The 18,727-nt window shown below is 34.7% G+C and carries 19 protein-coding genes, 5 tRNA genes and 1 pseudogene; 1 reads left to right on the top strand and 24 read right to left on the bottom strand.

The window, feature by feature from the left end; all coding sequences use genetic code 11:
* Window positions 1-67 precede the first annotated feature (67 nt).
* From rplL to B9N62_RS06160, 13 genes are all read right to left on the bottom strand, one after another.
* Window positions 68-448, bottom strand: coding sequence for a 50S ribosomal protein L7/L12 (gene rplL, locus B9N62_RS06220; RefSeq protein WP_021090592.1), 381 nt, complete (start codon window positions 446-448; stop codon window positions 68-70).
* A gap of 31 nt (window positions 449-479) precedes the next feature.
* Window positions 480-965 carry a 50S ribosomal protein L10 gene (gene rplJ / locus B9N62_RS06215; RefSeq protein ID WP_021090459.1) on the bottom strand — a complete coding sequence of 162 codons (486 nt, stop codon included), beginning with the start codon at window positions 963-965 and terminating at the stop codon, window positions 480-482.
* 105 nt (window positions 966-1,070) lie between these two features.
* Window positions 1,071-1,772 carry a 50S ribosomal protein L1 gene (rplA, locus tag B9N62_RS06210; protein ID WP_087576838.1) on the bottom strand — a complete coding sequence of 234 codons (702 nt, stop codon included), beginning with the start codon at window positions 1,770-1,772 and terminating at the stop codon, window positions 1,071-1,073.
* A 59-nt stretch (window positions 1,773-1,831) separates the two neighbouring features.
* Window positions 1,832-2,257: a 50S ribosomal protein L11 gene (gene rplK / locus B9N62_RS06205; protein ID WP_087584808.1), complete on the bottom strand. Its 426-nt coding sequence runs from the start codon at window positions 2,255-2,257 to the stop codon at window positions 1,832-1,834.
* Window positions 2,258-2,267: 10 nt separating this feature from the next.
* Window positions 2,268-2,798, bottom strand: a complete 531-nt coding sequence (gene nusG, locus B9N62_RS06200; RefSeq protein WP_021090793.1) for a transcription termination/antitermination protein NusG — start codon at window positions 2,796-2,798, stop codon at window positions 2,268-2,270.
* A gap of 15 nt (window positions 2,799-2,813) precedes the next feature.
* Complete coding sequence (secE, locus tag B9N62_RS06195; protein ID WP_035167317.1) at window positions 2,814-2,993, bottom strand: preprotein translocase subunit SecE; 180 nt, start codon at window positions 2,991-2,993, stop codon at window positions 2,814-2,816.
* Window positions 2,994-3,010: 17 nt separating this feature from the next.
* A tRNA-Trp gene (locus B9N62_RS06190) sits at window positions 3,011-3,086 on the bottom strand.
* A gap of 13 nt (window positions 3,087-3,099) precedes the next feature.
* Window positions 3,100-3,258 carry a 50S ribosomal protein L33 gene (gene rpmG, locus B9N62_RS06185; protein WP_035167196.1) on the bottom strand — a complete coding sequence of 53 codons (159 nt, stop codon included), beginning with the start codon at window positions 3,256-3,258 and terminating at the stop codon, window positions 3,100-3,102.
* Between the two features lie 56 nt (window positions 3,259-3,314).
* A complete protein-coding gene (tuf, locus tag B9N62_RS06180) occupies window positions 3,315-4,514 on the bottom strand; it encodes an elongation factor Tu (protein WP_021090663.1) in 1,200 nt (399 codons plus the stop codon).
* A 71-nt stretch (window positions 4,515-4,585) separates the two neighbouring features.
* A tRNA-Thr gene (locus B9N62_RS06175) sits at window positions 4,586-4,660 on the bottom strand.
* A 126-nt stretch (window positions 4,661-4,786) separates the two neighbouring features.
* Window positions 4,787-4,863: transfer RNA gene (locus B9N62_RS06170), tRNA-Gly, on the bottom strand.
* A 7-nt stretch (window positions 4,864-4,870) separates the two neighbouring features.
* A tRNA-Tyr gene (locus B9N62_RS06165) sits at window positions 4,871-4,955 on the bottom strand.
* A 53-nt stretch (window positions 4,956-5,008) separates the two neighbouring features.
* Window positions 5,009-5,084 (bottom strand) — tRNA-Thr (locus tag B9N62_RS06160).
* A 236-nt stretch (window positions 5,085-5,320) separates the two neighbouring features.
* Between B9N62_RS06160 and B9N62_RS06155 the strand changes: the two genes are divergently transcribed.
* A complete protein-coding gene (locus B9N62_RS06155; RefSeq protein ID WP_021090800.1) occupies window positions 5,321-5,569 on the top strand; it encodes a hypothetical protein in 249 nt (82 codons plus the stop codon).
* 207 nt (window positions 5,570-5,776) lie between these two features.
* Here B9N62_RS06155 and B9N62_RS06150 read toward each other — a convergent pair whose 3' ends face one another.
* The 11 genes and pseudogenes from B9N62_RS06150 to hemB all read right to left on the bottom strand — a co-directional run bounded on the left by B9N62_RS06150 (window position 5,777) and on the right by hemB (window position 18,679).
* On the bottom strand, window positions 5,777-6,415 hold the full coding sequence (locus tag B9N62_RS06150; protein WP_087584807.1) for a response regulator transcription factor: 639 nt from the start codon (window positions 6,413-6,415) through the stop codon (window positions 5,777-5,779).
* An 18-nt stretch (window positions 6,416-6,433) separates the two neighbouring features.
* On the bottom strand, window positions 6,434-6,925 hold the full coding sequence (locus B9N62_RS06145; protein WP_087584806.1) for a DUF5416 family protein: 492 nt from the start codon (window positions 6,923-6,925) through the stop codon (window positions 6,434-6,436).
* Window positions 6,925-8,390: pseudogene (locus B9N62_RS10950) on the bottom strand (HlyD family type I secretion periplasmic adaptor subunit). The gene B9N62_RS06145 and the pseudogene B9N62_RS10950 overlap by 1 nt, the downstream one beginning before the upstream one ends.
* Window positions 8,391-8,392: 2 nt before the next feature.
* The gene (locus tag B9N62_RS06135; protein ID WP_087584805.1) at window positions 8,393-10,531 is read right to left on the bottom strand and encodes a type I secretion system permease/ATPase; all 2,139 of its coding nucleotides are present in this window, start codon (window positions 10,529-10,531) and stop codon (window positions 8,393-8,395) included.
* A gap of 3 nt (window positions 10,532-10,534) precedes the next feature.
* Window positions 10,535-12,484: a bifunctional diguanylate cyclase/phosphodiesterase gene (locus B9N62_RS06130; RefSeq protein WP_087584804.1), complete on the bottom strand. Its 1,950-nt coding sequence runs from the start codon at window positions 12,482-12,484 to the stop codon at window positions 10,535-10,537.
* On the bottom strand, window positions 12,481-13,137 hold the full coding sequence (locus tag B9N62_RS06125; RefSeq protein ID WP_103577489.1) for a transglutaminase-like cysteine peptidase: 657 nt from the start codon (window positions 13,135-13,137) through the stop codon (window positions 12,481-12,483). Before B9N62_RS06125 ends, B9N62_RS06130 begins: the two co-directional genes overlap by 4 nt.
* 20 nt (window positions 13,138-13,157) lie before the next feature.
* A complete protein-coding gene (locus B9N62_RS06120; protein ID WP_087584803.1) occupies window positions 13,158-14,828 on the bottom strand; it encodes a TolC family protein in 1,671 nt (556 codons plus the stop codon).
* 124 nt (window positions 14,829-14,952) lie between these two features.
* Window positions 14,953-16,314, bottom strand: a complete 1,362-nt coding sequence (hemN, locus tag B9N62_RS06115) for an oxygen-independent coproporphyrinogen III oxidase (RefSeq protein ID WP_087584802.1) — start codon at window positions 16,312-16,314, stop codon at window positions 14,953-14,955.
* Window positions 16,307-16,792, bottom strand: a complete 486-nt coding sequence (locus B9N62_RS06110; RefSeq protein WP_087584801.1) for a DUF2603 domain-containing protein — start codon at window positions 16,790-16,792, stop codon at window positions 16,307-16,309. Before B9N62_RS06110 ends, hemN begins: the two co-directional genes overlap by 8 nt.
* Window positions 16,789-17,706 (bottom strand): ornithine carbamoyltransferase, encoded by a 918-nt coding sequence (gene argF, locus B9N62_RS06105; protein WP_087584800.1) that lies wholly within the window; start codon window positions 17,704-17,706, stop codon window positions 16,789-16,791. The genes B9N62_RS06110 and argF overlap by 4 nt, the downstream gene beginning before the upstream one ends.
* 1 nt (window position 17,707) lies before the next feature.
* Window positions 17,708-18,679 (bottom strand): porphobilinogen synthase, encoded by a 972-nt coding sequence (gene hemB / locus B9N62_RS06100; protein ID WP_087584799.1) that lies wholly within the window; start codon window positions 18,677-18,679, stop codon window positions 17,708-17,710.
* Window positions 18,680-18,727 lie beyond the last annotated feature (48 nt).

The raw sequence follows: 18,727 nt of genomic DNA, 5'->3' as shown, positions 1-18,727 counted from the left end.
CATCTAAAATTTAAAAAAGAGAGAGCCTGTGCCCTCTCTTGAAATATTAAGCTCAAATAATAAAAAATTATTTAAGTTCAACCTTAGCACCAGCTTCTTCAAGCTCTTTTTTAGCTGCCTCAGCCTCATCTTTGCTAACACCTTCTTTAAGAACAGATGGTGTTCCCTCAACTGCGTCTTTGGCTTCTTTAAGACCAAGACCAGTAAGCGCTCTAACAACTTTAATAACGTTGATTTTCTTATCACCAGAATCAACCAAGACAATGTTAAATTCTGTTTTTTCCTCTGCTGCAGCTGCTGCACCGCCTGCTGCAACAGCACCACCAGCTACCATTACAGGAGCTGCGCTAACACCAAATTTCTCTTCGAACTCTTTTACAAGTTCACTAAGTTCAAGTACAGAAAGATTAGATATAAACTCTAATACATCTTCTTTAGTAATTGCCATTTTTAATCCTTATTATTTTTTTTAATTTAAATTAAGCTGATTGTTCTTTTTTCTCTTTAAGCGCATTCAAACCAATTGTGAAATTTTGAATTGGCGCATTCCAAACTTGTAAAAGCATCGCAATAAGTTCATCACGGCTAGGCATTTTAGATAGAGCTTTAACTTTATCAACGCTAGCAACTTCGCCATCAATATAAGCTGTTTTTATTTTGAAAAGATCAGCATTAGACTCTTCAAATTTTGCGGCCACTTTAGTTACTGCCAATTGATCTTCGCTCCAAAGATAGATATTTGTATCTTTGAGTTCCATTCCGACTTTATCAGAATTTTTAAGAGCAATATTTGCAAGAGTATTTTTAATAACTTGAACTTTTACATTTTGTTCTTTAGCAGAATTTCTTAAAACTTCAAGTTTCTTTACTGAAAGGCCACGATAGTCACAAACTACAATAGCTTCAGCAGTTTTAAATTCACTCTCTAATTTTGCAACAACTTCAGTTTTTTCGTTACGTGTCACTTTTTCTCCTTTCCGACCGGTAATTTCAAGCAGAGCGGGTCGAATCAATTAAGCCCAATGGCCTCGGCTATCTCCAATCTAAGATATAAATTTTAATTTTTAGTTTTATTTTAAGTCCATAACTTCTTGAGTATCAAGAGCTATAGATGGGCTCATTGTCAAAGACAACGAAGCATTTTTAACATATCTACCCTTTGCGGTTGCAGGCTTATGTTTATTGATCGCTTTAATAAATGTTGAAATATTTTCATTTAATTGTTCTTTAGTAAAATTAACTTTACCAAGACCTGCATGTATATTTCCTTGCTTATCAACACGAAAATTTACTTGACCGCTTTTTGCATTATTAACAGCTTGTGCAACATCCATTGTAACTGTGCCAGTTTTTGGGTTTGGCATTAATCCTTTTGGTCCTAAAATTCTACCGACCTTACCTACAAGACCCATTAAATTTGGAGTAGCTATAAGAACATCAAAATTCATTATACCTTTTTGAATATCTTCGACCAAATCATCTGCGCCAACAATATCAGCACCAGCTGCTTTTGCCTCATCAGCTTTAGTATCTTTAGCAATAACAGCAACTCTTACAGTTTTACCTGTACCAGCTGGTAAAACAACTGAGCCACGGACCATTTGATCAGCATGTCTTGGATCAACATTTAATTTTAATGCAATCTCAACTGTTTCATTAAATTTAGCAGAAGCTAAAGTTTTGACCGTATCAATAGCCTCACTAAGATTATAAATTTTATCTTGCTCTACTTTTTTGAGCAATTCTTGAAATCTCTTGCTAGTTTTTCCCATAAATTTCTCCGCATATATATTGCTTCCGTCTTTTGCTAATCAACCTGACGGTAAAGGCTTTAGTCTACTACTTCGACACCCATTGAGCGAGCTGAGCCAGCAATAATCTTGGCTGCTTGCTCTTTATCGTTTGTATTTAAATCAATAAGTTTTTTCTCAACTATTTCTAGAACTTGAGCTTTTGTTAATTTGCCTACTTTATTTTTTAAAGGATTATCAGTTCCTTTTGTTATACCTGCAGCCTTTTTAATAAGATCTGTAGCAGGAGGCTGTTTTGTGATAAATGTAAAACTCTTATCAGCATAAACAGTTATAACAACTGGAATATTAAACCCAACCATGTCTTTTGTTCTTTCATTAAAGGCTTTACAAAATTCCATAATATTAACACCTTTTTGTCCAAGAGCTGGACCAACTGGTGGACTAGGATTTGCTTTTGTTGCAGCAATTTGTAATTTTATTTCACCTATAACTTTTTTAGCCATTTCTTGCTCCTTAAATTATCTTCTCAACTTGTGAATACAAAATATCAACAGGGGTGCTTCTACCAAAAATAGAAACATTAAGCCTAAGTTTGCCATGTATCATGTCATATTCTTCAACAATACCTGTAAAGTTAGCAAAAGGACCTTCTGTTATACGAACACTCTCACCATCCTCAAAGAATATCTTAGGTTTTGGTGCAGCCCTTTTTTGAACTTTTTCCAAAATAGTATTTATATCTTTTTCAGATAATGGCGTAGGTTTTTTGGCCTCGCCAATAAAACGTCCAACTTTTGGTAAAGATTGAATCCTGTGCCAAAGAGCTGTATCAAGGTCTAAGCATGCAAAAGCATAACCTGGATAAAGAGTTCTTTCGTTGATTTTTTGCTTACCATTTTTTATTTCTATTACGTCTTCTGTAGGAACTATAATTTCTTTTAGTTGATCTTCTATTCCATGATCTTTTACTAAATTTTCAATTCCTCTCTTTACTGCCATTTCGCTTCCAGCGTAAGTCTGTATAGCATACCATTTATGTGACATTACTTTTTCCTTATATTATATAACTTTAGATAAAACAAAGGACATAATAACATCAACAAGAGCTAAAAAAAGTGATACAACAGCAACTACGATAAAAACTGCAAAAAAAGCATTTCTAATTTGTTCTTTTGTAGGATAAATAACCTTCATTATTTCCAATTTAGAAAGCCTAATATAATTTATAATTTTTTCCATAATCTTAACCTTAGTCGTGGCAGGGCAAGAGGGATTCGAACCCCCAACCATTGGATTTGGAATCCAGCGCTCTACCGTTGGAGCTATTGCCCTAATAGCTTCTTAATTAACTTTTTAATTTAACTTCTTTATGAATAGTATGTTTTTTTAATCTTGGGCAATACTTTTTAAGTTCAACTTTATCCGTAGTAGTTTTACTATTTTTAGTTGTTGTATAATTTATATCACCACTTTCGGAGCATTTTAAACCAATTTTAATTCTCATATAAGTCCTTATTAAGATATCAAAGGGATATCCTCCCTTTGACAAATTTTTATAAATTAACCAAGTATTTTTGAAACAACACCTGAACCAACAGTCCTACCACCTTCACGGATAGCAAAACGAGTGCCTTCTTCAAGTGCTACTGGAGCAATCAATTCAACAGAAATTCTTACATTATCACCTGGCATAACCATCTCTGTTCCTTCTGGGAGCGTAATTGAGCCAGTAACATCAGTTGTTCTTACGTAGAATTGTGGTCTATAGTTATTAAAGAAAGGAGTATGGCGACCACCTTCTTCTTTTGTCAAAATATAGACTTCGCCTTCAAATTTTGTATGAGGGGTAATTGATTTAGGTTTGCAAAGAACCATACCACGCTCGACATCCTCTTTCTTGGTACCACGGAGAAGAACGCCGACATTATCACCAGCTTCGCCTTGATCCATCTCTTTTCTAAACATTTCAACACCAGTAACTGTTGTTGTTTGAGTTGGCTTAATACCAACAATTTCAATTGTGTCACCGACTTTTATAACACCTTTTTCAATTCTACCAGTTACAACTGTACCACGACCTGAAATCGAAAAAACATCTTCGATTGGCATAAGAAGATCTTTATCTGTTGCACGAACTGGAGTTGGAATATAGCTATCAACTGCGTCCATTAATTCCATAATTTTTGCTGACCATTCGCCATCTTGACCAGCTTTTGCCTCTTCAAGAGCTTTAAGTGCTGAACCAGAAACAATAGGTGTATCATCGCCTGGAAAATTATACTCATTAAGTAATTCGCGGATTTCCATTTCAACCAATTCAAGTAGCTCAGCATCATCAACCATATCAGCTTTGTTCATGAAAACAACAATGTATGGAACACCAACTTGGCGTGATAACAAAATATGCTCTCTAGTTTGTGGCATTGGACCATCAGCTGCAGAAACGACTAGAATAGCTCCATCCATTTGCGCAGCACCTGTAATCATATTTTTTACATAGTCGGCGTGACCAGGGCAGTCAACGTGGGCATAGTGGCGTTTCTCTGTCTCGTACTCAATATGTGAAGTAGCAATTGTAATACCACGCTCTTTTTCTTCTGGAGCATTATCAATATTATCATAATCTTTTAGCTCAGCAAGTCCTTTGCGTGAAAGAACAGCAGATATTGCAGCTGTTAATGTAGTTTTACCATGATCTACGTGACCAATAGTACCTATGTTTACGTGCGGCTTGTTACGTGAAAATTTTTCTTTAGCCATCTTTTCCTCCGTATGTGATATATGTCTTTTTTACCAAATTTGTATAATCATAATAAAATCATATTAACCAGTGGAGCTCATAGCGGGACTTGAACCCGCGACCTCTTCCTTACCAAGGAAGTGCTCTACCTCTGAGCCATATGAGCGAAAAACGCTTGGCAGAGATGATTCCAATTAAATAATACAAACAACTAAAAATTTTGAAAATAAAGTAAGGAATAACTGTGTTTAGTAAAATCTAGATACAGCTCCCAGTTTATTTTCCCAAATTTTGGAGCGGGAAACGGGGCTCGAACCCGCGACCCTCAGCTTGGAAGGCTGATGCTCTAGCCAACTGAGCTACTCCCGCATAACAATGGTGGTGAGACGTGGATTCGAACCACGGAAGACATAGTCAGCAGATTTACAGTCTGCCCTCGTTGGCCGCTTGAGTATCTCACCTTAAACATTAATAAACTATTTTGGTATTTTCTGGTCAAACACTGTTACAAAAATGGAGCTGGTGAACGGACTTGAACCGCCGACCCACTGCTTACAAGGCAGTAGCTCTACCAACTGAGCTACACCAGCACCTGTTTTGTGAAGTGGCAATTATATATCAAAACAAGGTAAAAGTCAAGGGAAATTTAAAAAATTTTCATAAAAATTAAAATCATAAAATATAACCATTTAAGAATACAAATTTTTATTACATTTAAATCCGTAATGCATTATTAAGTATTTATAAAATATGTATAATTTTTATGGTTTTATTTTTTTTAAAAGCTAAAATTTCTATAATTACAAAAAATATATAAGGATTTAATATGCAATTTTTACCTTGGGCGATAATTTTATTACTAATTTACGTAATTTATTTTTTAATGATACGTTATGAGAAAAGAATATCAACTCTTAGCAAATTAATTGAACAAAATAGCGATGGCATTAAAGAAAATAGGGATTTGATTGGACAAAATAGATCACTTATTGAAAAAAATAAACACGATATCGAAAAAAATACAAAAGACATCATAACAAATGTTGAAAAAGTAGATATCGATTTGGAAGACTAAAGTTTCTGATTTCTTATCTCGGCTATTAATAAATTTGCTAGAATTTTTTATTTGAGATTTTAGCAAATTATTTTTTATTTGAAAATTTTATATTTATTGTATTCTTCAGCTAGTAAAAGTTGTATATGTATTTCTTTATGGGCGCATGTATAAAAATTTATAGTTTTTGACGAAGAATCTTATTTTTTCAAAAAACAAGTCAAGATTTTATGCGTCAAGCTGCTTCATCAAAAGCACAAGCCCTATTCTATCCTTTACATTTAGCTTACTATAAATCGAGCTTGTATGTGCTTTGACTGTTCTTAGTGTAATACCTGTTTTTTCTGAAATTTCATTATTTGTTAGACCCTGATAGATTAAATCTACAACTTCTCTTTCCCTTGAACTAAGTTCAGAGAGGTCAGTCCTTTTATCTGCCTTTTCACTTTCACTATTAATATATGAGCCGGTTAGCTCACTAATCATTGCCTGAACAAATTCTTGGTAAAGCCATATATTTCCATTAAAAATAGCTTCAAAAGCATCTTCAAAGTGTGTCTTTCTCATGTGAGAATTTGCATAGCCCTTGATTCCAAGCGTAAGCAGATGCTTGCCTTCGTTTATCGTTGGTCTATTTGAGAGTATGAGTATTTTTATATTTGGGGAATTTTCAATTATATTTTTTATAACATCATCAATATTATCTTTAAAAACATCAATATCAATGCCTATAATATCAACATCATCATTTATATGAGAAAAAAACTCTTTTCTATTATGTATAAATTTCACATCGCTATTGCCAGTAAAATAGCTTCTCCAAATATTGTTTAATGCACTATTTTGTGTAAATAAAATGACTTGCATTACCTTTCCTTGGATTATTTATATGATTCTTTCATAAATTTTTTTACTATTTATAAAAAATTCTATATGACGACTTTCGCCGTTTTTGTATATCTTGTAATCTATTGATGAGAAAAATTTAGTAACCACAGAAGGTTTTTCTTCTAAAAAAATAGTCATTTCAAAAAAATATTGTGATATAGCATATTTATAAGGAGTGTTTAAATTTAAAATTCCAGGATCAAAGTCAAATTTATCCAAACTCTGGTCATAGCCTTTTATTAAAATTTTAATATTTCTTACTATATCATCTTGAATTTTTATATTTTCAAATAGTTTTTTATGTCTACTAGCAACATCTACTAATTGTAAAAAATCCATTTCACAATCACTAAATTTAAATCGTTCAATTTCATCATTAACTATATCGCAGCAATGATCATCTTTTATGAGATAGAAATTTTGTAAATCTTGAAATTTTTCAATCTCATATTCACCAAATTTCTTATCATAAAAAGCGATCTTGCCCATTACCTCTCCGTTAAGGCATTTTGTTTTGCCTTTAAAATAGGCTTTAATAAATAATCAAGTATTGTCTTTTTGCCGGTAATGATATCAGCTGAGACTATCATACCAACTTTTATTCTAAGCGGTTTTTCTTCGCTACCAAGATAATTTTTCTCAGTTTCTATCCTGACTAAATAATAGCTCTCGCCAGTTTTTTCATTAGTCTCCGTATCGGCACTAATCTGCGTTACTTTGCCTTTTAAACCACCGTAAATACTAAAATCATAAGCCGTAAATTTAACCATCGTATCAAGTCCAGGCCTCAAAAATGCAACATCAGCTGGTTTTACTTTTACTTCAGCAACCAATTTATCCTCAAGAGGAACGATCTCGGCAATATTTTCGCCAGGCTTTATAACTCCCGATACGGTATGAACCATCATTTTGCTGACGATACCATTTACTGGAGATCTTACATATGTTCTTTCCACTCTATCACTTAGGCTGATTTGTGATTCATTTATCCTTGCGATCTCTGCTGAAACTTCATTTAGCTCTTTTTTGCATTGTTTTTAAATGCGAGTTTTGCTTCTTCGATCTTATTTTTAGCTTCTTTTATAGTTGATTCAACTCTTGGTACAGCAAGAACGGCAGCATCGAGCTCACCTCTTAGATCATTTACGCGTCTTTGAAGCTGGATGTATTCAACCTCACTAACAAGACCTTTTTTAAAGATTGGCTCCATAATGGCCTTTTCTTTTAGAACAAGATTATAGCTATTCTGAGTTTGAGAAATTTTATTTTTTAGTTCGACCAACTCACTCTGGCGTTGATGAATTTGCTCTGTTAAAATTCCTATTTGTTCATTTAAATGATCAATATTTGAATTATGCAGACTTAGCTCATATCTTATGGCCTTGCTATTGTTTGCATCTCTAGCTTCGTCATAGTCAAATTCCTTATCATTCGCCTCAGCATCAAGTCTCATAAATTTTGCTTGAAGTTCATCAAGTCTTAGTTTTGACTCACCATAACTACTCGTAAAATTTTTATTATCTAGCCTTATTAGAATTTGATCTTTCTTGACTTCATCGCCCTCTTTTACAAAAATTTGATCGACTATACCGCCTTCAAGATTTTGTATCGCTTGGTTTTTTCCAGACGGGATGATCTTACCACTACCTCTTGTGATCTCATCTATTTGTGCCCAAGAGGCCCAAATAAGAAGCCAAAACATAGTTATAGCAACTGTATAGAGTATCTTTTTAGATGTTGATGGGGCTTTAGCCAAAACAGCCTCAGAAAGACTTGACATAAATTTCAAATCATAAGCATCATAATTTTTTGTTTGAAGATTAGACTTTATATCATCTACACTATTTAAAATTTTATTACTAGTTTCCTCTTGTTCTTTTATGTTATTTTCAGAAATTAATCTTTTTTCAGTTTTTGGATTTTCATTTTGTTTATTCTTGATATCTTCTTGCATGATCACTTCCCACTAAGTCTTGCTAAAACTTCATCTCTTGGTCCGTCCAATAAAATTTTGCCATTGTCCATAACTATAAGTCTATCAACAAGATCTAGCATTGACGTCCTATGCGTGACAAGCAGCATCGTTTTATTTGCTGTATTTGTCTTTAAATTTATTTTTAACTTATTTTCAACTGTATTATCAAGAGAATTTGTTGGCTCATCAAGCAAAATAATAGGACTATCTAGCAAAAATGCCCTAGCCACAGCTATACTTTGACGCTGTCCGCCACTTATGCCGTCACCTCTTTCAAAAACTGGCATGTCAAATCCAAGTGGATGAGCATTTACATATTCATCAACTCCACTTATTTTGGCTGCTTTTATAATCTGAATATCATCAACATATGGTGCTTTTTGAACAATATTTTCTCTAACCGTTCCTTTAAAAAGCACAACATCTTGCGGAACGTAGCCGATGTTTCGCCTAAGATCGGCTGGATCGATTTGGTTAATATCAATACCATCAATTAGCACTGAGCCTTCAGTTGGTGAGTAAAGTCCCAAAATGAGCTTTTGTAAGGTAGTTTTTCCAGAGCCATTTTTGCCTATAATGCCAACTTTTTCACCTGGCTGAATAACAAAATTTATCCTATCAAGCGAACCTTTTGTGGTATCTGGATAAGTAAAGCTTACATTTTTAAACTCGATCTTTCCATCAAAAGAATTTCTTCTAACAAATTTTTTACCTTCTGGCCTTTCAACAGGCATTTGCATAATCTTACTAAGACTTTGATAGGCTGTTTTTGTCTGCTCAAAATTTGCAGCTAGTGAAGCTACCTGCCCCATAGGAGCGATAGCACGAGAGCTAAGCATAACCGCAGCAATAAGACCACCCATTGTAAGATGCGTATCTTGTATCATATAGACGCCAAGAACGATGATGGCAATAGTGTTTAATTGCACTAAAAAAGATGTAACAGTGGTTATCGAAGTTGTGATAATTTTTGATTTAATGCTTCTATTTGCTATTTCACCGGTTGCCTCTTCCCAGTTCCACTGTATATGTCCGCTAGCACCAAGAGTTTTGATGGTCTCAAGACTACTAAGGCTCTCTATTAAAATTCCATTTTTTATAGCCGAAGCCTCAAATGTACTTTTAATAGCATTTTGAAGTGGATCTTTTATAAAAAATGTGTAACATAAAATAGCTATCATAATAACAATTGGTACGAGTACGATATAACTTCCTATAAAATAAGTAACTATCAAGAAAATGATCGCAAATGGAAGATCCACAATAGCTGCCAATGAGGCTGACGAGAAGAAATTTCTAACTGTATCAAACTCTTTTAGATTACTGGCGAATGAGCCAACAGATTTTGGTTTATTGCTAAATTTCATATCCATAACGCGCTCAAATAAAATAGAACTCATTATGATGTCACTCTTTTTGCCAGCAATCTCAAGAAAATATGATCTTACAAATTTTAAGAAAAGATCTATGCCATAAACTACACTTACGCCAAGCGCCAAGACCCAAAGTGTCTCAACTGCATTATTTGGCACGACACGGTCATATACGTTCATCGTAAAAAGCGGACTAGCAAGAACAAATAAATTTATAATAAAACTTGCAAGAACAACATCAAAATAAATCTTTTTTGAACGTTTTAGAGTTCCCCAAAACCAATGATCATTGCCCGCATCAATTAGCTTTGTTGAGCTAGTATCCTCTGGAACAAACTCGCGCTTTAAATAGTACGCATAGCCCAAATATTCTTCTTTTAATTTACTTATTTCTATCGCGCTAGTACCAGTTGAAAGTTCTGGTGTTATGATATTTGCTGTCTTTTTATCTTTACTAAAAGATTGCAAGATGCAAGCTTTTTTTCCTCTAAGCATTAAAATGCAAGGTAAAACTAAAGGAGAGATTTGTTCAAGATCTTTTCTTACAAGGGTAGAAGCAAAGCCGGCACGAGAAGCAGCACGAGAAAATAAAGACCTTGAGCTTTTAAGTGAAAAAAGCTCAATCTCATCGCCATCTTTTACTGGCAAGCCAATAGTTAAAGCATCGGCACTGTATGGATTATTATGAAGCTTGGTAAAAATAACCAAACATTGAAGCAGCTCATCTTTTATCTTATCACTATGCATCTATCATCCAATGTTCTTGATTTCATCTATATAAATTCCTTGCATATTTTTAATGCCAAGATCGATTAACTTTTTCTTCTGCTCTTCGCCTTCAACACCGATTGCGATCAAAATAATATCTTTTGAGCTTAAAACAACATCAAGTGATTGTTTTGTATTTACTCCTGACTTATCACTTAAGAAGTCAATCAAGACATTTGACTGAATTTTTACATAATCAGGGTTAAATTCTTTTAGTTTCTCGATACCTTTTGCATTAAGCTCGAAGTGGTCAAAACCAAATCCAAAGCCAAGTTCTTTTAATTTTTTAGTAAGCTTAACTATACTTTCTATGCTAATATCGTCTTTATTTGGAATTTCTATATAGTTTTTATATTTCGAAATTTGACTTATCTTTTTAAGTGTAGCTTCAAGTTTTGAAAAATTTTCATCTGAATTTAATATCTCTTTTCCTAAATTTATGGCCAAGTTGCCACTTGGTAAGATATTCTCCGGTAAAATTCTGGCTACCCTATTTAAGATATGAAGATCAAGCATTGCACCTAAATTTAGCTCATTTACCATCGGCATGAAATATGAGGCCATACGCCATACGCCATCTTTATCAACAAGCCTCAAATAAAGCTCATACTGTTCAAAATTTGAATTAAGATCAATCACTTTTTGAGCTGCAAATTTAAATTCATCTTCTTTTATTGAGTCAAAAATAAGCTCTTTATACTTCTCTTTACCAATCACTAAAGTATTTTGATTTTCATTAAATACCTTATATGTAAAGCTACCAGCAAGTCTTGAGCTAGCCAATGTAACGTCAGCTGAAGTAAGAAGTGTCTTGATATCAGTATTTGGTGAATACTCTACTATCGCAGCATTTACTGGATACTCGCTATCATTTAGTGCAAAATTTGCATAAAGCTTTTTAAACTCGTTCATAATTTCATCACATAGAGCCAAGAAATTTGACGAATTTCTACCATACGAAAGTACGATGAAATCATTATCGTTAAGTCTTGTAACAATCGCATTTTTATCATTATGAATTGATTTTTCTTGTAAAATTTGAGCTATTTTCATTATAACACTTTGCCATTTTTCAAAGCCAAGCGTACTTTTTAAATTTATTAGATCTTTAAAACTAACAAGTAAAGCAACACCACTTGAATATTCTTCACTTGCTAGATACTCACTAAATTTAGTTTGAAAAAATCTTCTATTATTAGCACCACTCATTGTATCTTTATATAAAAGTTCTTGATACTTACTAAGTGTGGCTGCCTCTCTCTCAAAAATGTCTTTTACCTTACTAACCATAGAGTTCATAGCTAGAACCATTTTTTTAAGATCAGCTGTAAATGGAATTCTTTTCTGAATAATAAATTTATTATCAAGTATGGCCTCAGCCTGATCTTGAACCTTCATAAGCGGTCTAAAAATAGCTTTTAGAGCAAAATATGCCACCACAAGAGTGACAATTACCATTAGAAGAAGAAAATTAAAAATATTTTTTGAGTTAGTATAAAGCTCATTGTAGGCAAGTGCAGTGCTGCCTTGAACATAAAGCGTGCCAAATTTTGCCCAACCAGTCATAATCTCGCTATCTGCTATTGGTGCTTCAAACTTGGCTATTTTGTAAAACCACTCAGGAATATCTTTAACAACAGTTTGTTGAGAATTTTCAATAAGAACCTTGCCATCAACATCTTCAAGTTTGATAAGCTTGTATCTGCCGCTGTCAAACATAGAATTTATCATTGTTTGAGCCAAGGACATGTCATCTGGATCGATAATAGGCTTTAAAGCGAGTCCAAGCGAATTTGCTGTATGTCTTGCGTTTTCACCAAGCTGGTCATTAATATATCCATTTAGGCTCTTAAAATTTAAGTAGCCAACAGCCATAAAAATCATGATACCAAAAGTTATCACGGCGATCATAATTTGTTTAAATAGCGTCATAAATCCTCTTTTCCTATCCTATCTATTAGTTCCATCCACTTAGGATTTTGTTTTTTATTTCCACCTGGTATTGCTTGACCAAGACCTTCTTGTTTTGCCAAGTATAGCGAATCACCATTAAAACTATAAACCGGAACAAGGTCTGTTCTTTGAGTTGCGATTTTTATTTTACCATTTATGTTATCTAAAATTAATGGAATAGATTTTGGTGTATCGTAGTATGCTAAAACCATATGAGCTTGATTGTATCTTAAGGCTTTAACATATGTGAAGTATAATTTTTGAGTTGGAATTCCTAGCTGCTTTAGTGTAAAATATTTTGCAATAACGTAGTCTTCGCAGTCACCAGCACCTTTTCCTATAAATTCCATTCTAGTAGCCCAATAATCCTTTTTGTGCCAAAGCTGCATATCATCAACCCATCTAAAAGAGTTAAAAAAGTCATTTACTTTTATTAATTTCTCTTGTTCAGTTGCATCTTGCAATGAAGTCATTAAAGAATTTAGAGCAGAAGCCCTTCTTCTTGCATCTTCTCCATAAATTTTAGCTACCTTTGCTATGGTTGTTGATTTTATAAAATCTCCAATAGCACTTGCTAATAATAAAAAAAAGACGCTTACAATAAGCGTCCAAAAATTTATCTTGACCCTCATGGTCATTACTTTTTACATTTTTATCTTAAATCGTTTTGAATGCTGCAAGCACCTTGAATGTATCTCTTTGCAAAACCTGGTTCAAAGCTATCTGAGATCATTCCCATATTATCTAACAGTCTGTATTTTGCATAAGATAGTGCTGTCTCAGTTGTAGCAATCTCTTTTAACGCAGAGTTATATTCATTTTCAGCATCAAGCAAGTTTATAAGATCGCGACGACCGATTCTAAATTCATCCTGATAAGCATCAAGTGTAGCTTTAGCATATTCAACGTGTTGATTTAGATATCCCATTTTTTCTTGGTTAAGAACATAATTTTGCCATGAAAATTCCAAAGATTCTTTAAGCTCTCTTACAAGATTATCCAAAGTTTGTTGCTCTTGTTGAACGGCAAGTTGGCTTTTTTCTTTATCTAGTTTATCATTGCCTTTATTGTAAAGATTATAGTTTAGTCTTAAAAGTGCGTCAAATGTTTGTTCTTCATAATTGTCATATAAAACATTTGAATGATCATACGCACCAGATACAACAAGATCTAATTTTGGTAAGAATAGCGCATTTTTCTCTTTTACAACTGACTCTGCCATAGCAATATTTGATTTTTGAACCAAAAGTGACGGATTGCAAAGAATAGCTTTGTTGTAAACAGCTTCTTTCGTGCTAGGCAAAGGAAGGCTAAACTCAGGCATTACTAAATTTTTAGCTGCAACTTTTTTTCCATATAATTTCTCAAATGTAGAAAGTGCATCTTCATAGTTATTTTTAGCAGCTGTATAGTTTGATTGAGCTAGAGTATAGCGTGATCCAGCTTGTCTCTCTTCAGAAGCTACGCCATAACCTGATCTTGCTCTATCTTTAATTTGACTATAAATTTCCTCATGACTCTTTACGTTTTCTTCTTCAATGTCTAAAATTCTCTTAGTTTGAAGAACTTGCAAGTAAGCATTTGCAGCATTTAATGTAAGTCTATCTGCAGCTTGTGCTACTGAATAAGCAGCTGAATCAAGCCTTGCACTTTGAGAATTTATTCTATTTTTATCAGCACCACCATTGTATAAATTTTCAACCAAGGTTAGAGATGTACCAGAAATTCTTCCATCTCCTCTTCTTGTAGAAACTCCATCATCAAGGCGTTTTTTCTCATATCCCACTCTAGCAGCAGCGTCAAGTGTTGGATAATAGGCATTTTTTGCTATTTTTAGATCTTTGCCAACTTGTAGATAGTTAAATTCTGTAGCTTTTAAACTTGGATTTTCATTTAAAATAGTCTTTATAACTTGATCTAAAGTCAAAACTCCATCATCAACTTGTGCTACTGGTTTTACTTCAGTTGATATAGCTTGTTCTATATTAGATTTTTTTGTTGTTTGAGTATCAGCCACAGGTGCTTTTGCTCTCATTAAAGCATCTTTATAGCCTGATTCGTTTTGAACTTTAACTAATAGACTATTAGCTTCATCCTCAGAGATCGGAGTCGTGTCAACATATAAAAATTTTCGTCCACCAACCTCATAGATACCTGTGGTCAGCCTACTATCAGAAATTTTACTATTAACTTTATTAATAGCACTGTCGATTCTAGCCTGATTATCATCTTGTGCAAATGAAGCTAGAAAAATCCTATAAGAAACATCTTGAGCTGACAGTAAAGTTGCTGCCAAAACACTAATTGCTAACATCTTTTTCATAACTAAGATCCTTATTACTTTATTACCTTATTTTATTATTAAGTCTATACTTAAATTTTGATACGAATTATACACCAAGAAATATTAAATGCATTTTAAATATCTAATGACAAAAAAATAATTTTTATATAGTTTTAGAAAATCGCCTTAAATTCTCGGGAATTTTCTTTAGATATTCATCAAAACACATTGCAATATTTCGTATTATCAGTGTTCCAGTTTCATTTACACTGATTTTATCTGCTGTAACATTGACAAATTCACTTAAATTTTTAAGCTCCTCAAGCTCTTCCTTAAAGTGTTCAAAGAAATTTATATGGAATTCATTCTCGATGGCTTTGATATCAAGCCCAAAATTACTCATTAAGTTCATAATCACACTCTTTCTAAGTAGATCTTCATCACTTAGATAAATTCCCTTTGCATATGGCAACTTTCCACTATAGATCGCCTTTTCATACTCGTCCATATCTTTATGATTTTGTGCGTAGTGTCTTTTACACTCACCGATACTTGTCACGCCTATACCAATAAGATCAGCACCACCTTTTGTTGTGTAACCTTGAAAATTTCTATGCAAAGTACCATTTGCAAGAGCACCAAAAAGCTCATCGTTTGGCTTTGCAAAATGATCCATTCCGATCATTTTATAGCTATTTTTAGTTAAAAACTCAGCTGTAAATTTTAAAATTTCAAGCTTCACTTCTGGATTTGGCAATGTGGTTTCATCAAATTTGCGCATTGATTTTTTTATCCAAGGTATATGAGCGTAGTTAAATACCGCAAGTCTATCAGGATCAAGTGTAAGAGCAAGCTCAAGCGTCTTTTTAAAGCTCTCTAGGCTTTGATACGGCAGGCCATAGATCAGGTCCATATTGATTGATTTTATGCCCTTCTCTCTAGCCATTTTTACAGCATTTTGAGTGATCTCATAGGGCTGAATTCTATGAATTTCTTTTTGTACCTTTTCATCAAAATCTTGCACGCCGTAGCTTATGCGGTTAAAGCCATGAGATATGAGCACGTCAAGCTGCTCGTTTGTTAAAAATCTTGGATCTATCTCGCAACTTATCTCAGCCTCTTTTGAGAAATTTTTAAATTTAGCTTTGATTAGTTTTATGATCTCATCAAGCTGAGCGGCATTATAAAATGTTGGTGTGCCGCCGCCAAAGTGCATCTGTAAGACCTCAGCGCTAGTATCCAGGTGGCGAGTTAAAATTTCAAGCTCTTTTTCTATATATCTTATATATTTCTCTTTGCGATCCTCTTTGCTAGTGTAAATGACATTACAGCCACAAAAATAACAAGCACTCCTGCAAAATGGCAGGTGCAGATAAAGCGAAAGTGGTCTTTTTTTATCGCGATTTTCAAGCTCTTTTATATAAGCCTCGTAGCTAAATTTATCACTAAACTCCGGTGCCGTCGGATAGCTCGTATATCTTGGCCCTGGTCTTGAATACTTCACATAAGCACTAAAATCAATCATCTGCCCTACTCCTTGCCATTTGAATCACCTCTTTTATGTCTACAAATAAATTTGGGTGCTCTTTTTTGATATTTTTTACCAGTTTGTCAAGATCAATATTAAATTGTCTACTTTTTTTATCGCTTGCGATCTTTTTTATCTCATCCATAGCAACCACCCAAACATCGCTAAAATCAACCGGTATGTTTTGCCAGATCGTCTTTTCAAGCCTTAGATCAAAATTCTCTTTTTGCGACTCTTTTAAGACCTCGATCAAAGCCGAAAGCGATTTTACAGAGATTACCGTGTGTAAATTTTGATTTTCATCAATACCAAACCACGGCTCTTTTGAGTCCCAAGAGCCACTTTTTAAATTTAAAATATGCTCATTTGGATTTTTGGTTGAAACTATCTCAAAGATCGTCTTTTCAGGGCTACTCAGCCCAAGGTTATTGCCGATCTCATCTATCTCATCATATATATTTTTCTCTTTGCTCATCTTCTTCTCTCATCCAGCCAGACCATCACGCCTTTTTGGGCATGAAGTCTGTTTTCAGCCTCGCTAAAAATTTCATCTGCGTGCTTCTCAAAAACTGCCTCGCTCACCTCGTAGCCCCTATAAGCTGGCAAGCAGTGCAAAAATATCGCGTCTTTTTTAGCTAAGCTCATCAAATTTTCATCCACGCAGTATCCAGCAAAGTCTTTTAACCTCTTTTCTTTCTCGGCCTCTTGACCCATCGATACCCAAGTGTCCGTAGTCACTACATCGGCACCATTTACCGCTTCTTTTATATCACTTGTGATAAAAATTTTCGCCCCTGAAATTTTTGCGTTTTCATTAGCCATTTTTAAAATTTCAGCGTCCACTTCGTAGCCTTTTGGCGTAGCTACTCTTAGCTCAAGTCCTAGCTTACTTGCTAGCATGAGCCACGAGCGAGTCATGTTGTTGCCATCTCCTACGTATGCGACCTTCTCGCCTGCGCTAAATTCAAGCATCGTAAGATAGTCTGCCATGAGCTGCACTGGGTGAAATTTATCGCTTAAGCCGTTTATCACTGGCACACTTGAAAATTTAGCAAATTCTTCTAACGTCTCGTGCCTATCGACCCTTAGCATAGCCATGTCGCACATCCTGCTTATCACTCTAGCGGTGTCGCGGATTGGCTCGCCACGGCCTATTTGTATATCATTTTTGCTTAAAAATAGTGCATATCCGCCAAGCTCATGCATACCCACATCAAAGCTCACTCTAGTTCTAGTCGAGCTTTTTTCAAATATCATCGCAAGCTTTTGATCTTTAAGATATGGCTTAAATTCTCTAGCCTTCGCCTCTTTTTTGATCTTGCGGGCTAAATTTATCATCTGCTCGATTTCGTCTTTGCTAAAGTCATTTAACGTCAAAAAGTGCCTCATCTTAGCCCCTTAAAATTTTAGCCGCTTCTTTTGCGTGATAGGTGATGATCAAATTTGCTCCCGCTCTTTTAAAGCCGATTAATGTCTCCATCATAACGCGCTCATAGTCGATGATGCCAGCTTTTGCGCCAGCCTTTAGCAGTGCGTACTCGCCGCTTACGTTATAGACGCAAAGTGGCAGAAGTGTCAAATTTCTTAGCTCTCTAACGATGTCAAGATAGGCAAGCGCTGGCTTTACCATCAAGATATCAGCGCCTTGCGCCTCGTCTTGCAAGCTCTCGTTGATCGCCTCCAAGCGGTTTGCGCTGTCCATTTGGTAGCTCTTTCTATCGCCAAAGCTTGGTGCGCTTTGCGCTACGTCACGAAATGGCCCGTAGTATGCTGAGGCAAATTTGGTTGAGTACGCCATCACTGGTAAATTTTCATAGCCATTGCTATCAAGCGCCTCTCTTAGCGTTGCGATGATACCATCCATCATACCGCTTGGTGCGATCATATCAGTGCCATTTTGAGCGTGTATCAAGGCTTGTTTGGCTGAAATTTCAAGCGTTGCGTCGTTGTCGATGGTGTTGTGCACGTGATCGATTATACCGCAGTGGCCATGGTCTGTGTACTCGCAAAAGCAAAGATCTGTGATGACAAATAAATTTGGAAATTTATCCTTTATAGCTCGAAGCGCTGTTGCGATGATGCCATCATTACTTAGTGCGTCGCTGCCAACACTATCTTTTAGGCTTGGGATACCAAATAAAATGATAGATTTTATCCCCAAATTTACTATCTCTTCGCACTCTTTTAAAATTTCATCGATACTCATTTGATAAACGCCTGGCATCGAAGAAATTTCATTTTTAATACCCCTGCCCTCGACTACAAATAGCGGATAGATAAAGTCATTTACACTAAGGCTCGTCTCTCTTACCATATCTCTTAGGGCTGGATTTATTCTCAATCTTCTAAAACGTTTAAACATATTTTTGCCTTTTCTTTGTTAAAATGCTTGATTTTTAGCTAGTTTAGC

It is taken from the genome of Campylobacter concisus, assembly GCF_002165785.1.
Lineage (GTDB): Bacteria > Campylobacterota > Campylobacteria > Campylobacterales > Campylobacteraceae > Campylobacter_A > Campylobacter_A concisus_W.
The sequence above is the reverse complement of the archived record's forward strand: the minus strand, read 5'-3'. Positions and strand labels throughout refer to the sequence as shown.